At 39.6% G+C, this 16,860-nt stretch carries 16 protein-coding genes and 1 pseudogene; 4 read left to right on the top strand and 13 right to left on the bottom strand.

Translation table 11 applies throughout. The features are described from left to right. Nucleotides 1–140: 140 nt before the first annotated feature. From coaA to Q8G36_RS04685, 5 genes are all read right to left on the bottom strand, one after another. Nucleotides 141–1,061 (bottom strand): type I pantothenate kinase, encoded by a 921-nt coding sequence (gene coaA, locus Q8G36_RS04705; RefSeq protein ID WP_305159201.1) that lies wholly within the window; start codon nucleotides 1,059–1,061, stop codon nucleotides 141–143. A 179-nt stretch (nucleotides 1,062–1,240) separates the two neighbouring features. After that, entirely contained in the window at nucleotides 1,241–1,534 is a 294-nt protein-coding gene (locus tag Q8G36_RS04700; protein WP_305159200.1) for an RNA polymerase alpha subunit C-terminal domain-containing protein, read from the bottom strand. A 178-nt stretch (nucleotides 1,535–1,712) separates the two neighbouring features. Further along, nucleotides 1,713–3,107 carry an amino acid permease gene (locus Q8G36_RS04695; RefSeq protein ID WP_305159199.1) on the bottom strand — a complete coding sequence of 465 codons (1,395 nt, stop codon included), beginning with the start codon at nucleotides 3,105–3,107 and terminating at the stop codon, nucleotides 1,713–1,715. A 332-nt stretch (nucleotides 3,108–3,439) separates the two neighbouring features. Beyond that, nucleotides 3,440–4,399 carry an L-threonine 3-dehydrogenase gene (locus Q8G36_RS04690; RefSeq protein ID WP_305159198.1) on the bottom strand — a complete coding sequence of 320 codons (960 nt, stop codon included), beginning with the start codon at nucleotides 4,397–4,399 and terminating at the stop codon, nucleotides 3,440–3,442. 44 nt (nucleotides 4,400–4,443) lie between these two features. Continuing rightward, entirely contained in the window at nucleotides 4,444–5,634 is a 1,191-nt protein-coding gene (locus Q8G36_RS04685; protein WP_305159197.1) for a glycine C-acetyltransferase, read from the bottom strand. Nucleotides 5,635–6,006: 372 nt separating this feature from the next. Between Q8G36_RS04685 and Q8G36_RS04680 the strand changes: the two genes are divergently transcribed. Together Q8G36_RS04680 and Q8G36_RS04675 are read left to right on the top strand one after the other, a co-directional pair. Then, nucleotides 6,007–6,138: a hypothetical protein gene (locus Q8G36_RS04680; RefSeq protein ID WP_258832873.1), complete on the top strand. Its 132-nt coding sequence runs from the start codon at nucleotides 6,007–6,009 to the stop codon at nucleotides 6,136–6,138. Between the two features lie 523 nt (nucleotides 6,139–6,661). Continuing rightward, a pseudogene (locus Q8G36_RS04675) lies at nucleotides 6,662–7,557 on the top strand (3-hydroxyacyl-CoA dehydrogenase). A gap of 186 nt (nucleotides 7,558–7,743) precedes the next feature. Here the strand turns inward: Q8G36_RS04675 and Q8G36_RS04670 are convergent. From Q8G36_RS04670 to Q8G36_RS04650, 5 genes are all read right to left on the bottom strand, one after another. Further along, nucleotides 7,744–8,265: a DUF1456 family protein gene (locus tag Q8G36_RS04670; protein ID WP_144478868.1), complete on the bottom strand. Its 522-nt coding sequence runs from the start codon at nucleotides 8,263–8,265 to the stop codon at nucleotides 7,744–7,746. A gap of 117 nt (nucleotides 8,266–8,382) precedes the next feature. Further along, nucleotides 8,383–9,768 (bottom strand): 23S rRNA (uracil(1939)-C(5))-methyltransferase RlmD, encoded by a 1,386-nt coding sequence (rlmD, locus tag Q8G36_RS04665; RefSeq protein WP_305159196.1) that lies wholly within the window; start codon nucleotides 9,766–9,768, stop codon nucleotides 8,383–8,385. Beyond that, the gene (locus tag Q8G36_RS04660) at nucleotides 9,765–10,649 is read right to left on the bottom strand and encodes a DNA-3-methyladenine glycosylase family protein (protein WP_305159195.1); all 885 of its coding nucleotides are present in this window, start codon (nucleotides 10,647–10,649) and stop codon (nucleotides 9,765–9,767) included. The genes rlmD and Q8G36_RS04660 overlap by 4 nt, the downstream gene beginning before the upstream one ends. A 121-nt stretch (nucleotides 10,650–10,770) precedes the next feature. Beyond that, nucleotides 10,771–11,556 carry a delta-lactam-biosynthetic de-N-acetylase gene (gene pdaA, locus Q8G36_RS04655; RefSeq protein ID WP_305159194.1) on the bottom strand — a complete coding sequence of 262 codons (786 nt, stop codon included), beginning with the start codon at nucleotides 11,554–11,556 and terminating at the stop codon, nucleotides 10,771–10,773. 223 nt (nucleotides 11,557–11,779) lie between these two features. Then, complete coding sequence (locus tag Q8G36_RS04650; protein ID WP_305159193.1) at nucleotides 11,780–11,965, bottom strand: hypothetical protein; 186 nt, start codon at nucleotides 11,963–11,965, stop codon at nucleotides 11,780–11,782. Nucleotides 11,966–12,076: 111 nt separating this feature from the next. Here Q8G36_RS04650 and Q8G36_RS04645 point away from each other — a divergent pair, with 111 nt between their 5' ends. Next, nucleotides 12,077–12,214, top strand: coding sequence for a hypothetical protein (locus Q8G36_RS04645; protein WP_305159192.1), 138 nt, complete (start codon nucleotides 12,077–12,079; stop codon nucleotides 12,212–12,214). A 49-nt stretch (nucleotides 12,215–12,263) separates the two neighbouring features. Here the strand turns inward: Q8G36_RS04645 and Q8G36_RS04640 are convergent, their stop codons facing one another. Together Q8G36_RS04640 and Q8G36_RS04635 are read right to left on the bottom strand one after the other, a co-directional pair. Next, nucleotides 12,264–13,832 carry a fumarate hydratase gene (locus Q8G36_RS04640; protein WP_305159191.1) on the bottom strand — a complete coding sequence of 523 codons (1,569 nt, stop codon included), beginning with the start codon at nucleotides 13,830–13,832 and terminating at the stop codon, nucleotides 12,264–12,266. A gap of 309 nt (nucleotides 13,833–14,141) precedes the next feature. Beyond that, the gene (locus tag Q8G36_RS04635) at nucleotides 14,142–14,327 is read right to left on the bottom strand and encodes an SE1561 family protein (protein ID WP_034305661.1); all 186 of its coding nucleotides are present in this window, start codon (nucleotides 14,325–14,327) and stop codon (nucleotides 14,142–14,144) included. A gap of 150 nt (nucleotides 14,328–14,477) precedes the next feature. Between Q8G36_RS04635 and yfkAB the strand changes: the two genes are divergently transcribed. Beyond that, the gene (gene yfkAB / locus Q8G36_RS04630) at nucleotides 14,478–15,605 is read left to right on the top strand and encodes a radical SAM/CxCxxxxC motif protein YfkAB (RefSeq protein ID WP_305159190.1); all 1,128 of its coding nucleotides are present in this window, start codon (nucleotides 14,478–14,480) and stop codon (nucleotides 15,603–15,605) included. Nucleotides 15,606–15,640: 35 nt separating this feature from the next. Here yfkAB and Q8G36_RS04625 read toward each other — a convergent pair whose 3' ends face one another. After that, a complete protein-coding gene (locus Q8G36_RS04625; protein ID WP_305159189.1) occupies nucleotides 15,641–16,453 on the bottom strand; it encodes a YfkD famly protein in 813 nt (270 codons plus the stop codon). Between the last annotated feature and the right edge of the window lie 407 nt (nucleotides 16,454–16,860).

The raw sequence follows: 16,860 nt of genomic DNA, 5'->3' as shown, positions 1-16,860 counted from the left end.
TTAAACCAATATAAGGTACGATCATTGATAATATTCCTAATTTTAAGACTTATTGCATTGTCCCTTACAAATAAAATTTCTCACTTTATTGCTATTACAAAAAAATATTATTCTAATACATAATCCTCACATTAAATTTATTATTTTCGCAAAAAGATATTTTCAACTTTATGTTCTGATCCTTTTTTCAAGACGAGTTTTGCCCTTCCTTTTGTCGGCAGTATATTTTCATGAAAATTTTTCAAATTAATTTCTTCCCAAATTTGAGTCGCTTGTTTAATGGCCTGTTCCTTAGATAAGTTAATATAACGATGAAAATAGGATTCAGGACTTTGAAATGCGGTCTTTTGAAGTAAAAGGAACCTTTCAACATACCATCGTTCTATGTCGTTTACATCTGCATCTACATAGAGTGAGAAATCAAAAAAGTCACTGACGAATACTTGGTTTTCCTTGTCAACTTGAAGAACATTAACACCTTCCACTATTAAAATATCCGGATTACAGATAGTCTGCATTTCATTTGGCAAAATGTCATACTTCAAATGTGAGTAGATTGGAACTTCCACTTTATTTTTTCCTGCTTTTACATCTCCGATAAAATTGATTAATTTTTGAGTATCATAACTTTCAGGAAACCCTTTTCTTTTCATGAGTCCTTTTTCTTCTAAAAGATCATTTGGGTACAAAAAACCGTCGGTAGTGACAAGACCAACGTTTCTGTGATTATCCCATCTAGATAATAAAGTCTGAAGCAACCTTGCTGTCGTACTCTTTCCTACAGCAACACTCCCTGCAATTCCAATGATATAAGGTACTTTTTTTGCATCAGTTTTTAGAAATGAAGAAGTGGCTGTGTTAAGCTGCTGAGATGCCTCAACATGTAAATTGATCAAACGAGTCAAGGGCAAATAAACCTCTTCTACTTCCTGAATGGATATTTCTTCATTTATTCCTTTTAAGTTATCCAATTCTTCTTCAGTTAAAGGAAGAGGAGTATGGTTTCGCAAAGATGCCCACTTTATTCGATTGAATTGAAAATAGGGAGTATAGGAACTCATGATTTTTCGTTACCTCACTTTTTAGAGTTACTATCAGTTTAACAAGGATGATGTCCATAAAAAAGATGTTCCTGATCCCTTATTAACGGAAAAGCCCCTGTGATCTTTTAGAAAGAAAATGAATGTATGGTTCCAGCAGGTATAAAAGGCATTCCTGTTAGTATAATCATACTAAGTGATTAATCTTTGAATGATAACCCATCTGTCTCCAAAGCAGTCCTTAGTTTAGGTAAAGAAGCTGGTCCCATACCGTGGAATTTCAAAATCTCTTTTTCACTATATGTTGATAGCTGTTGTAAAGAGGTTACTCCATTGTTTTCCAATGCACGTCTGGCTGGTGCCGAGAGCAATGAAAGAAATCCGGTGTCAGGTTTGAGTTCTTGCTCACATACAGGGCACGTCGGACAGTCGCTGGATTTATAGTACTTGTGTCCTTTATCGCAGGTCCTCAAATTTTTCTTTGAAGTTGTCAATGTCAATGTCTCCTTTTCTTAAGATTTTTAAGTCCGAACATAAAAAGTTCACCCTTCACAATAAAGCAATCATTTTAATCCATTTTATCATCTCTTGTTAAAACTATACTGCCCTTTTAGTTTCATTGGAAAAGGGCTGCCGCAGCAACCCTTTGCAAAACCCAAAGTGAATGATAGATTAACCCACTTTATCTTCCTGAGCCTCTGCCTGAGCATTGGCTTGTCCACGCTTGCCTATTCCAAAAGCGAAATAACTTATTACAACGATAGCCAGAAAACCTATTCCAACCATAAGTGATATACGTGTGTCATCATTAAACCACATACCGATTAATACCATAACCAAGAAAGCGATGGTCAGGTAGTTTGTAACAGGTGCAAAAGGCATTTTGAATGGATGATTGTGCATTTCGGCTTTCTTGATTTTCCTGAATTTAATTTGACTGATCAGAATGACAAACCATGGAATCATTCCAGGAAGTACACTCGCACTGTATACATGCACAAATAAATTTTCTGGTGCAATATAACTTAAAACAACCCCAACTGCTAACCCGACTATCACACCGAACGTACCGAATAAAGGGACACCGCTATTAGATACTTTCGCAAAGAATTTTGGCGCTTGTCCATTCATCCCTAATGTGTAAAGCATGCGTCCTGCACTGTAAATACCACTATTGCAGCCAGACATAGCAGCCGTGATTACGACAAAATTAATGATTCCAGCTGCTGCTGTAATACCAACTTTCGCAAAAGTCGCAACAAATGGACTGCCAATCGCGCTTAATTGATCCCAAGGGTAAACGGTTACAATAATGAAAATCGCACCGATATAGAAGATTAAAATACGCCAAATGGTACTTTGAATCGCTTTGGTTATCGTTTCTTGTGGATCTTTTGCTTCACCAGCTGTAATCCCAATTAATTCTACACCTTGATAAGCGGCAACCACCAGTGAGAGAGCAAAGAAGAAGCCCTTCCAACCACCTGTAAATAAACCACCATGTTCCCAAAGATTCGATAATCCTAAGGCTTCCCCTCCGTTACCGATTCCAAAGAAAATAAGTCCAAATCCTGCAACGATCATTAAGATAATCGTTACGATTTTAATCAGTGCAAACCAAAATTCAATTTCCCCAAAGGATTTAACGGAAATTAAGTTCGCTGCTCCAAGAATCACCATTGCGATTAAACCAGGAATCCAAGCAGGTAGATCAGGGAACCAATACTGCATGTACGTCCCCACTGCAATAATTTCTGCCATCCCGACAATAACCCACTGGAACCAGTTACTCCATGCTGTCATATACCCTGCCAATGGATGAATGTACTTATAACCAAATGTTGCAAATGAACCTGTACTTGGCTCCAAATACAACATTTCCCCCATTGCACGCATGATCAAGAATATAAAAATCCCAGAGATCGCATAAGCTAACATTACAGACGGACCTGTCCATTGGATCGTGCTGGCTGAACCCATAAATAAACCGACACCAATCGTTCCGCCCAAAGCGATCATCTGAATATGACGACCTTTCAACTCCCTATTCAAATCTTTGTTTGCCATTCCATTTCCCCCTACACTACTAATAGTCGAAATTTTATTCAAGATGCTTAATATACTCCCTATTTAGTATAGAAATGATATAGCAGGCTCCACTTTTTTTAATCTTTCTTAAAGCTGCCTCATAAAATCATTCTTCACTTTTAAGCATTCCTGACAGTTTGAAAGGTTACTATCAAATTTCATTTTATTTCTTAATTCTGTTCAAGGTATCATAGAAAGCGCTTACTTTTTATCGGTTATAACAGCTCACCTCTTAAACGTTAAAATTCCTCTGTATAAAATAACTCGAATAAAAGAGTATTGCAACTCTTTTATTCGGCTGGCAGGTTTATTCATGCTGTTACTAAAAGGGACTTTAATCTCAGCTTTAACAACATATCATTCGTCATTTTCTCCAAATCATATTCCGCCTTGAATCCCCACTCTTCCTTTGCACAAGTTGAATCTATTGTATTCGGCCAACTATCGGCAATGGATTGTCTTACAGGATCGACCTCATAATTCATGACAAATTCCGGAATATGCCTTTTAATTTCGGCTGCAATTTGCTCCGGATCAAAGCTCATGGCTGACACATTGAAAGAATTGCGATGTTTTAATTTTGAGGCGTCTGCCTCCATTAAATTAATGATGGCTGCTATAGCGTCAGGCATATACATCATATCCATATACGTTCCCTTATCAATGTAAGAAGTATATCGCTTGTTTTTAATCGCTTCATAGTAAATTTCAACTGCATAGTCGGTAGTTCCGCCGCCAGGAGGTGTGACATACGAAATCAGTCCCGGGAATCGAAGACCCCTCGTATCAACCCCAAATTTATGATGATAATAATCACATAATAACTCTCCGGATACTTTATTCACTCCGTACATCGTATTCGGTCGTTGAATGATGTCTTGCGGTGTCCAATCTTTAGGAGTGGTTGGACCAAACGCACCAATGGAACTAGGTGTAAATAATTGGCAATCAAGTTCCCGTGCCGATTCCAGAGCATTGACCAATCCGCCCATGTTTAAATGCCAAGCTAAAAGCGGCTTCTTTTCAGCTGTTGCTGACAATAAAGCGGCTAAATGTATGATCGTATCCACTTCATGTTTTTTCGCCATGTTAAACATCGCTTTTTCATCCGTAACATCTAAAATCTCAAATGGACCTGATAGGGCAACATCGCTATCCGTTTTTCGAATATCTGTTGCAATGATATTGTCAGCTCCATAAATCTCTCTCATTTTCAGCGTCAGTTCTGAACCAATTTGACCTAAAGCCCCCGTTACTAAAACCTTTTTCATCAAAAATCCCTCCCCATGTTTTAAACTCCGAAACAAGCAATCTCTTATATGATTGACATCTCTTTTCCTACTTTTTCATAAATGGCAATTGCACGATCCAGCATCTCTTTTGTATGAGCAGCAGTAGGCATATTCCTCACTCTTCCTGTACCCTTAGGAACGGTAGGGAATACGATTGATTTAGCATACACACCTTCTTCATTCAGCCTCTTGCTGAATTGCTGCGTTTTTGCTTCATCACCTATGATGCAAGGCGTAATCGGTGTTTCGCTCTCCCCGATATCAAACCCTAATTCTTTTAGGCCTTTTTTCAAGTAATCGCTGTTTTCCCACAGCTTATTTTGAAGTTCTGAGCTATTCATCAAAATATCGATGGCTTCTATACTAGCTGCAACAGCTCCCGGTGTGGCAGCCGTTGAAAATAAAAATGGACGGCTTCTCACTTTTAACCAATCAATCAAATCTTTCTTTCCTGCTACATAGCCTCCAACAACACCAATGGCTTTGGATAATGTTCCAATTTGGAAATCCACTTTATCCGATAACCCAAAATGTTTTACCGTTCCTGCACCATTACCTAATACGCCCGAACCATGAGCATCATCAACATACGTAATTAAATCGAACTCTTCGGCAATCTTCACAATTTCAGGAAGCTTGGCAATATCCCCATCCATCGAGAAAACTCCATCGGTAATGATCATGACTTTGTTATACAATCCAGACTCCTTTGCTTGACGTGCTTTTGTCCGTAAATCGTCCATGTCGGAATGGATAAAGGGAATAATTTTCGCCTTGGATAATCGGCATCCATCAATGATTGAAGCATGATTCAATTCATCTGAAAGAATGGCATCGTGTTTATCCATCACTCCTGAAATCGCTGCCATATTACAGTTAAATCCAGATTGATAAGCAATGGCTGCTTCTGTATGTTTAAATTCAGCAAGCTTTTCTTCTAATTTGACGTGAATATCCAATGTTCCGTTGATCGTACGAACGGCACCGGCACCGACACCATATGTTTTCGTCGCTTCTATGCAAGCCTCTATTAATCGTCGATCTGTTGCTAAACCTAAATAGTTATTGGATGATAAATTAATTAGCTCCCTGCCTGCAATGGTGATTACCGGACCGTTTGGACCTTCCACCGGATCAATAACGTTGTAAAGTCCCTTTTCTTTTAAATCTTCCAAATTTTCTTTCAAAAATTTATTTAATATTTCACTTGACATTTAATATACCCCCTCATTGATGGTTGGAATAAATGCAGGATCTTTATATGTTTTACCCCTACTTAAAAAATATTGTATTTTTTTATTTTTTCCAAAAACACACGTGTCTTCTCCAAAAACACACACAACATTAACACAAATCCCTTTATACTAAGAGTTATAACAATCATAATAATAGATAATTTTAATGTTGTCCATATTGTGCGGACAAAAAAATCGGAATTTTTATAGTTTTACAATTAACATCCGCCTAAAATGCACTTATATCAATGGAAATACGAAGAGAATTTCATCAATTTTCCAAGGTAACCGATGTTTTATCTACTGGTTTTTTGGAGACCTTAACCATTAACCTAATTAAGGAGGGGTATTATGAAAACGGAAGATGAAAAAACCTCAGAAGGCCTAAATGAGATTTTTGAGATTATCAATGCAAAAGGTGACATTGGGGAATTAAAAGAAATCGTCCAAAAACCTGATGAACAAACAAATGAAGACAAGTAAACTAAGAGGATTAATCATTCTCTTTTTTGTCTGTTTTACATTGTACTAATGACCGCTTAAGTCCATTACAACATTAAAAAAAGAGCTGATGACCAGCTCCGGATATTGAAGTTACGTTCTCGAACAAAGAGATCAAAAAAACAAAAAAGTTATGCACATATCAGGAGGAAAGTTTGAAGAATTAGGATTTTCCCTATTCCCTTCTTCCTTTATCCACACCTTGTGCACAACTTTATTTAGTTAAAAATTTAAGCCAGCTCCCTTCATTGATGCCGACTTAAAATTCACATTATTGATTCACCTTTTTCATTCTGTGAAGTAAAGGACCATCGGAATGGTAAATTCGTCATATAATAGGTCAAATATTGATCGTAATTTATTGGTTTTTAACAATAACTCATCCACATAGTAAACTTCTTTGGGGATTTGATCCATTAGAAGCACCGATAATGAAGCATATACAGACCACTATAAGTGCAATAATTAACAAGTTGAGATATCCAAAGCAATAAGGAGAATGGCTATGAATTATAAAAATATCACGATTGCCGGCAGCGGCGTATTAGGAAGTCAAATCGCATTTCAAACCGCATTCAAAGGATTCAACGTATCTGTATATGACATCAATGATGAAGCATTGGAACGTGCAAAAGATAAATCACTAATTTGAAGCCATACTATAAAGAAGACATTGGCGCTACGGAGGAAGATCTCCATACTGCTTATGCCCGCATTTCCTTCCACAGTGATTTATCTGCGGCATTTGCCGAAGCTGACCTTGTGATTGAAGCGATTCCAGAAGTGGTTCAAATTAAAACGGATTTTTACACAGAGTTAGGGAAAGTTGCTCCTGAAAAAACAATTTTCCCTACGAACTCTTCAACATTATTACCAAGCTAATTTGCCGAAGCGACAGGCCGGCCAAAAATTCCTGGCTTTATACTTCGCTAATGAAATCTGGAAAAACAAAACGGCAGAAATCATGAAACATCCTGGAACGGATAGTAAGGTGTTTGATGAAGTGATTGATTTTGCAAAAGCGATTGGAATGGTGCCTTTGTCTTTACATAAAGAGCAGCCAGGCTATATTTTGAATTCCTTATTGGTTCCTCTTTTGGATGCTGCCCAAATGCTCTTATTAAAAGGAGTGGCTGATACGGAAACCATCGATAAAACGTGGATGGTCGCAACAGGAGCACATCTTGGCCCTTTCGCCATTTTAGACGTGGTAGAAATCAATACCGCTTATAATATTTCACTTACAAAAGCGAAAGCGACAGATGATCCAGATGTTGAAAAGCTGGCTAACTTATTGAAAACAGAGTATATCGATAAAGGGAAATCGGAAGAGAAGCGGGAGAAGGCTTCTATAAATATCCCAACCCCAATTTCGCAAAACCAGACTTTTTAAAAGGTTAATGAAACTTGTATGAATGTGCAGAAGGTGTTTTAGGGATGCCTTCTGTTTTTTTAACTATTTCGCACTTTCTAGTGTCTTCAATAACGTTCATACGAATAGAAAAAGGCCCTGAAATCGGAAAAGTACTTTTCACGAAATCAAGGCCTAATTATCAGATGTGCATGATAAAAACAGTTACTGAACCCTTATCCCCTATATTTCAAAGCTAATCCTTTTAAGAAATTCCTGGCGTATCGATCTCCGCACTCTTTATAATTCCTATGACCCACTTTTCTTAATATAGCGCTTAATTCCCCTTTGGTTATCATGACTCCTGCTTCTTCCAAGATATCAATCATATCCTCACTAGTTAATGTCAATGCTATTTTCAGTTTCTTCAGAAGGATATTATTCACACTTTCCTTATTCTTTACAGCCGGTGCCTGACTTTGAGGCTGACCAGGTTTTGGCTCTTGTCTCCCTCTTTTAAAAATGATCAAACCATTTAAAAAGGACTCTAACATCATGTTATTGCAGTTTATCCCATCTTCATCTTCATCCATATCATCATCATATTCATCATAATAATCATCTTTTGGTTTTGTGAGCATCTGCATGACTTCTTCTCTTGTCACTTCAATCTCCCCGAGTTTAAATATCTCTACCATATCTTTATTTTTAATATCCAGCGCATATCTTAATCGAATTAATATATCATGATTATGCATCCAAAAACCTCCTATGTATTTCTCGATATTCACAGTACTTTCATTATTTCACAAATGGATGGAAATAAACGCAGATTAAAATCCGAGAACCTTTTACAGATTCCCGGATCACTCTGCTTATTCTTTAATCAGCTTCAACGAAGTAACTACTTCAACATGGCTCGTCTGTGGGAACATGTCCACCGGCTGCATGGCCTCCACGCGATAAGAAGAGCCCAGTTCTTGTAAGTCCTTCGCCAATGTGGACGGGTTGCATGATACGTACACTATGGTTTTCGGTTTAACTTTCAAGATTGTCTGCAGTAAAGATTGATCACAGCCGGATCTAGGCGGGTCGACGACCAGTACGTCCGGTTTCCAGCCTTCTTTGGTCCAGCGTGGAAGGATATTCTCGGCTTTGCCTGTTTCATAGTATACATTGTTGCGTTTATGTTTTTTGGCATTTTTCTTGGCGTCCTCAATGGATTCCTTAATGACGTCCATTCCTCTGACTTCCTTGGCATTTTCAGACAGCCATAGCCCAATGGTTCCAACACCGCAATAAGCGTCAACCACTTTTTCCGTGCCGGTTAAGGCTGCTGCTTTTTTCACTTCATCATATAAGCGAACAGTTTGGACCGGGTTAAGCTGGAAGAATGTACGGGCTGATAGTTCATATGATAGGTCACCCAATGTTTCGTTGATGACTTTTTCTCCTGCCAGGTGAATCGTTTTTTCGCCAAAGATCAGTGATGTGTTCTGGTTGTTGATGTTTTGAACGACCGATTTCACTTCTGGCAATTGGTCACGAATTTGTTTTAGCAACTGATCTTTTTGTGGAATTTCCTCCGCACCTGTAACAAGGACAACCTGCACTTCACCTGTTTCAAAGCCTACCCGTGTAATGACCGTACGGATAACACCTTTTCTTTTTCTTTCGTTATAAATCGAGATGTTCAGGTTCTTTAGTATCTTTTTCACTGTACGTGTTACCTTATTTGTTGCCTTATGCTGTACAAGGCAATTCGGTATATCGATCAGTGTATGGGAATTCAAGCCGTAAAGGCCAGCAATCAATTTGCCATCTTTTTGGCCTACTTGGTACTGACTTTTATTCCGGTAATTCCAAGGATCTTCCATGCCGATCGTTTCTTTTATATTTAATGAAGAAACTGGGAATTTTGAATGACGTTCCATCGCTTGAATGACGATATCTCGTTTTTCAATCAGCTGCTGGGCATAGCTTAAATGCTGTAACTGACATCCGCCGCATTCAGCGTAAACCGGACATGGCGCTGCAATGCGATGCGGTGATTCTTTACGGATGGTTTTTATTTTCGCCTCGGTGAAGTTTGGCTGTACCTTTGTGACCAAAGCTACAATTTCTTCACCAGGCAATGCTCCTGGGACGAAGACGACTTTCTTTTTGAAATAACCGACTCCCTCTCCGTTAATGCCAAGCCGTTTAATCGTAAGGGGAAGGGTTTGATTCACTTCTAGATTTGTATCTTGAATGTTTGTCATTTCTTTTCACTCCGTTTTTCAATGCTTCTCCACAAATAGAGGGAAGCGTAGCTTAGATATGGAGCCCATTTCACACTGTAGGACTCCATTTCTTCTTGGGTTGGCTTTTGCGGTAAGCCATATAATATTTTCAAGGCATTTTGAATGCCAATATCGGCTTTAGGAAATAGGTTCGGCCGGCCAAGTCCAAAAAGCAGGAAGTTTTCAGCCGTCCATCTACCGATACCGCGTATTTTTATTAGTGTATCCAAAACCTCTTGATCGGATAGCTTTTCCATTATATCAAGGTTGAAATGGCCCTGAATGATCTGCTCGGAAAGTCCGATGACGTATTCCGCTTTCCGGCCACTGAATTGAATGGCTCTTAATTGCTCAATTTGAAGTTGGGCGGTTGTTTCCGGTGTCGGATAAAACCAGGCACCTTCCATCTGGTAGCCGAAGGTTTTAACGAATCGTTCCGTGAGCGTATGGGCAAAGGATAAGTTCAATTGCTGATGTATGATGCATTTGACGAGGCAACTGTAGTAATCGAAGTCCAAGACTATGGCAGTACCGCGGTGCTCTTCGAAGATTTCCCGCAAATCGGATTCCCGGAAATGCCGGGAAACTCCTTCTAATGGCTGATGCCAATGAAAAACCTTTTTTAACCGTTCGATTGCTTTTGACTTGTACACCTCTGAATGACCTTTGATGATAAAAGATGGTTCATCGATATTTCCTATTGCCTGAACCTGCAAAACGATTGGTTCTTTTTCTATATATAGCGGAACTTTTACCGTCCTGTTAGTAAAATCAACTACCTGAAGTGGGTCTAACGATAATCGTTCGAGAACTAGATCGAAATTATAGGGTCCTTGAACCTGTAATTTTTCTGTCCACACAAGCGATCCATCCTTTAGCAGTTTTCCACGTATTATAGCATGTTTCCTGAAATATTACTTGAAATTGAGGAGAATGGATAAAGCGGGACCTGAATTATCACTACAGGACCCGCTTCTCATTTTAATAAAGCATTCGGTTCGGCAACTGTTTCTCGATCATTAAATCATCAAGGCTACTGAATGTGTACCCCTGTTTTTCAAGATCCGTCAGAATCGAGTCCAATGCTTCCGCATTATCCTTCGATACGGTATGCAGTAATAAAATCGCGCCGGGATGAATCTGCTTAAGCACTGCATCATGTGCAAACGCGGCACCCTTTTGTTGATCAACAATCCAGTCTTTATATGCCAGTGACCAGAAGATGTGGTAATACCCTTCTTTTTTTGCGATCCCCATTGTTCTCTCATTAAATATCCCACGAGGCGGCCTTAAGTAATTCATTCCCTTTTGCCCCGTTAATTTTTCCGTTGCTTTTTTTACCCGCTGAAGCTCATTGCGAATCACATCGTCCGTCACGCTGGTCATATCCGGGTGGTTCCAGGAATGGTTTCCTACTATATGCCCCTCATTAGCCATACGGACAACAAGCTCAGGTGCCGTTTTTAAATAATGACCCGTGACAAAAAAAGCTCCAGGAGCACCATGTTTCTTCAAAACATCTAAAATCTGGGCCGTATAACCATTTTCATAACCGTTATCAAATGTTAAATAAACGACTTTTTTCTTTGTATCCCCTTTATAAATCGCTTCATATTCAGGCAGCATTTCATTGAATTTTTTACCGGCATCGGCAGGTGTCCCATTTTTCCCTTTATTGAAACCCCAGTTATAGGATTCTGCAAAAGCTGAGCTTGCCAAAGAGCATATCAAGCATATAAAAGCGGATAAAATCACCATTTTTTTCATTGGAATATCCCCCATGTTCTTTTTTCTTATTGTTTGGAACATGGAGATTTATATGCATGATATTGTGGAAGGTCGAATACTTCCGCTTTAGGTCGATTTATCGCTCCGCAGGTCGAATTAACGCCCCGGAGGCCGAATTAGTTAGCTCAAATCTCCCGCAAAACCTTAATCCCACACAAAAAAAGGCCTTTCCTCCGAAAAGGATTGGCCCTCCATGCTTTGTTTATCCTTTAAATAACGCTTGTGCCGCCTTCCAAATAATGGCGATGGCGAAAATGAGAACGGTTACAATTCCGATTACGTCAAGGAATGTTTCAAGACCGGAGAAAATCGTGTTTGCCACAGGAAGTTGGATGAAAGCAAAACCAGTTAACATGGCGATAAAGAATAAGAAGTAGCTATTCTGCATGAAAATCCCCCCTTTCTCTTCTAATGTATGTGCGACTGTTCCAAAAGATTGTACTTTTTTGAGGTAATTATCGCCTTTTTTTTCATATACATTTAGCAAGGGGGGAATGAAATGCTGGAATGGGTAATCACTTTAGGCTTTATTGGTTGTCTTGGTTTAAGTGGTGGAGTGTTTGTTCATTTTGTGAAAAGTGGATTGAATTTAGAGGATGCATCAAGGATCGATCCACTGCCGGAAATCGAAGAGTAAGATATGCAAAAGACGCTCAACCGTTTGGTGAGCGTCTTTTTCCATACATTTATTTAAATACTGGTTCTTTGAACTGTGCCAATTTTTCCAAGGAAGATTGCTGAACGTCTTTATGCAGGCTGTTTCCATGTGAATCCATGGTAACTACGGCAGTAAATCCTTCAACATTCAGATGCCACATCGCTTCTGGAATACCAAATTCGGTGAAGTTCACACCTTCGACGGATTTGATGCAGTCTGCATAATATTGAGCAGCCCCGCCGATTGCATTTAGATAAACGCCGCCATGTTCACTTAGTGCTTCTAGTGTTTTTGGTCCCATTCCGCCTTTACCGATAACTGCACGGATGCCGAATCGTTTCATGATATCGCCTTGGTATGGTTCTTCACGAATACTTGTTGTTGGTCCGGCAGCCTTCACATGCCATTTGCCTTCTTCGTCCTTCAGCATAACTGGTCCACAGTGATAGATGATTTGTCCATCTAGATCGATTGGTGCAGGATTTTCAGATAAGTGCTTGTGGATGGCGTCACGGCCTGTATACATTCTGCCGTTAATATGAACTACGTCACCAACTTTTAATTCACGGATTTGTTCTTCCGTGATTGGTGCTTGCAGGGTGATTTCACGGGAAGCTTCAACGTCCGATTCTACAGCGGCTGCCACTTCATCCTTCGCTGCTTTTTCTGCTTCTAGAGCAAAGTCGATTTTCTCGCCTTCTTGATATAACCACTCATTGATTTCGCCTGTTTCAGGACTGACTTTCACTCCTAAACGGCGGAACGCCCAGCAGTTGTAAGCAACGGATACGAAAAAGCTTGCCGGAATACGGTGCATGACACCGATTTTACATCCAAGCAGTGTAGTTTCGCCGCCAAAGCCCATCGTGCCGATTCCCAATTCATTAGCTGTCTTCATAATGTAATCTTCAAGTTTACGAAGGTCTTCATTCGGATTCACATCTTCATTACTGCGGAAAAGTTGGGCCTTAGCCAGATCATATCCGGATGAACGGTCCCCTCCGATACCAACGCCGATGAAGCCGGCACTGCAGCCTTGTCCTTGTGCTTGGTAGACAGAGTGAAGGACACATTTACGGATTCCGTCCAAATCACGGCCCGCTTTACCCAATCCTTCAAGCTCCATAGGCAGACTGTATTGGATGTTTTTATTTTCACAGCCGCCGCCTTTTAAGATGAGACGAACATCAATATAGTCTTTTTCCCATTGATCGAATTTAATGACAGGAAGACCTTCCCCAAGGTTATCCCCGCTATTTTCACCCGATAAAGAGTCAACTGCGTTTGGACGAAGTTTTCCGCCTTTTGTCGCTAAAATGATCGCATTTCGGATTGCTTTTTTTATTTCAAGTTGGTTCACGCCAACTGGAGTTTTTATTTTGAAAGTCGGCAGACCCGTATCCTGACAAATCGGTGATACATTGTCGTCAGCCATTGTAATATTATTCGTGATGGTGGTCAGGCTCAATGCAGAACGAGTACCTGCATTTTCACGTTGTTTTGCACTTTTGACCGCACGACGAACATCCTTTGGAAGATTCGTTGAAGTTTCAACGATAAGACTGTACATACTTTCTTGGAATTTTTGAATATCCAAATTTCTCTTCCCCCTCTTATTTCCCCTAGATTAGATTTAATCATTTCCCTGCTTCTCTATAAATAGCGAATGATTCAACACCCGTTTTATTATACATCTAACATAATCTTTCGAAAACAAGTAATTATTTTTCATAATGAAAAGCTATTTAGAGAGAAATGATCAAAGCGCCAGAAATAGCCCATGAGTTAAATTTCATCACCAATCATTTCCATGATAAAGATTTGATATTAAAAAGGGATGACGCAGGTTTCTCGTCATCCCTTCATGAATATTAACATTGAAAAAATCATACTATCGAAACAGATATTAGTCTTCCCGGGTTTTGAATTGTTCCACTTTGCCTTCCAAATCATCTATCATGCCGATTAAACGGTCTATATCTTCCAACTCCGTATTTTCCGGTTCGATATGATCAAGAACTTCCATGAACATCGTGAGGCGTTCTTTTAAATATGTTAATTGTTCGTTTTTACCTGTAATGGATTTTCCCATGAGGCACTCTCCTTCCGCTCTTCTTTCATCGTAACGAAATCTGTTTGAAAGTGCAATGGCTAGCTATAAATGCAGCTCTCGGCCATTTGACAATTTTTGTCCCCATTGTTCATAATGGGTTAGTGCATTATTACGTAAGGAGTTTTAAACATGTCAATAATCAAGCAAGATCTCTTAACACCAATTACACCCAAGTATGATCCTTGGGAAGCATATATGGACGTTGAACAATATGGAAAACTCAGCCTTACCAACGTGGAGTTTACTACAACCACCCTTTGCAATATGCGTTGTGAGCATTGTGCCGTCGGTTACACACTTCAGCCCAAGGACCCGGATGCACTGCCTCTGGAATTACTGATTCAGCGCCTTGATGAGATCCCTTTGCTTCGCTCGCTCAGCATCACTGGCGGGGAACCGATGCTTTCAAGAAAACAGGTGAAGAATTATGTTTCGCCTCTATTGAAATATGCCCGTAGCCGCGGGGTTCGGACACAAATCAATTCCAATTTGACCCTTGACTTGGAACGGTATGAGGAAATCATTCCTTATTTGGATGTTCTGCACATTTCCCATAACTGGGGAACGATCGATGAATTCATTGATATCGGCTTCGCCATGATGGACCGAAAACCATCTCGGGAACAGCGAAAGAAATTATTTGATAAAATGATCGAAAATTCACGTGCCCTGACAAAAGCTGGTGTGCTGGTATCAGCAGAAACGATGCTTAATAAACGAACATTGCCTCATCTTGAGCATATTCACAGACAGATCGTCGATGAAATGGGATGTCAAAGGCATGAAATTCATCCGATGTATCCAAGCGATTTCGCTTCGGCACTTGAAACTTTATCATTGGACAATATGCGTGAAGCGATTCATCATTTGCTTGATATCCGTGATGAAAATGTTTGGATGCTTTTCGGTACTCTGCCATTTTATCCTTGCAATAACAGTAAAGAGGATATAAAGCTGCTTCAACGCCTTTATGGTTCACATAAAGTGACTGTTCGAAATGACCCTGATGGACGTTCCCGGCTAAACATCAATATTTTCACCGGGGAAGTAATCGTGACCGATTTCGGGGACGCGCCTACATTAGGGAATATCAAAGACCAGCCCTTGACCGAATCCTATGACACATGGATGAATTCGAAACTGGCCAATGAATTGAATTGCCACTGCCCGGCAGTCAAATGTCTAGGCCCGAATGTTCTCGTCAAAAATGCATACTACCCTAAGGAGGACTTCAGGATCAGGAAGTCAACCATATGAAGAAAAAAACTCGCCAAGCCGGCGAGTTTTTCCATTTACCTGGGTTGCTGCGAGACTGTAAAGCTGAAGGAAACATGGTCCTGAACTGGTATCCATGCACCGATGCCTTGTGAAGTGATGTTCTTTATCGTAATGGTTCTTTTATTTCCTTTTAGGTTCAAATACACTTCCCCATATGTGACCTTGCCTTTTTCATTGACGGCGGAAGCATAACTGGATAAGTAACCAATCCTATTTGAAGCAACATTGTATACTTCATCTTTTTTCGTACCAGCTCCGATGATCGTTTCAAAAGCCAATGGCAAATTCGTTTTCTCAGTGGCTTTTAACAGCATCATTTTTTGAACATCCTCTGCCTTGGGGATTTTCGCTGTCAGACCGCCACTCACTGCCTTCTGACTTTCCTGTACATAACGGATCTTGTATGGAACTTCACCGCCGCGATTATCGTAGTAATTCGTATTGATCTTTTGGTATTCCCAGTTTGGTGCCGTTTCCGAAGACTCATAATTCAATGCCCAATGGCCAAGGTATATGGTCGCCCTGTAACCAAAAGCAAGCGGAGCTTTAGCAATTGCCGATTCATTCAACATATGGATGAGTTCTGGATTTTCAATCTTGATATCCGACGAATCGATCAATTGTTTGGCAAACTTACTCGGCTGCAGCATCGGAAGATCCTGGGTCGGGTTCGGATACGTATTCTCCTTTGCAATATTCAATACGGAAGGCGGGATATTCACCTTATTCGGACTTGCCTTGTCTCCTGGTTTATCAGCTGCAAAACTTACATTCGCCTGTATGAAGGCAATTAGGGAAATCATCGTAATAAGAATAGTTCTTCTCATGCTGTCGCACTCCTTTTGAGGGGTTCAATCATTTTGTTTATAGATTTTGTTTTTAGCCAACATTCTATACATTTCATTCCGATTTCAATTTTGTAATAAATTTGTAAAGTTCAGAATATTTACTTTTCTATTTAAATCAGTTATACTTATTTTACATTATAAAAAGGAGGCGAAATCGTTCATACCTATTAAACCTTCAGGAGGTATGCTTATCGAACAATCCATGACACCCTTTTAAAGGATGACAGAAAACGAATTCGTCTATACTTAAATCTGATGTAAAAGGATGGTGTAACACTCTAGAATATTTTCTCAACTTTTACAAAAGCATGATGAAAAATTTTGGAATAACTTATGAATGGTAATTTACTAATATAGAAATGACTCTGCTAAATCTAACCTGAGCA

The organism is Peribacillus frigoritolerans, from assembly GCF_030676415.1.
GTDB lineage: Bacteria > Bacillota > Bacilli > Bacillales > DSM-1321 > Peribacillus > Peribacillus frigoritolerans_A.
This window is presented reverse-complemented; position numbering and strand designations above follow the sequence as displayed.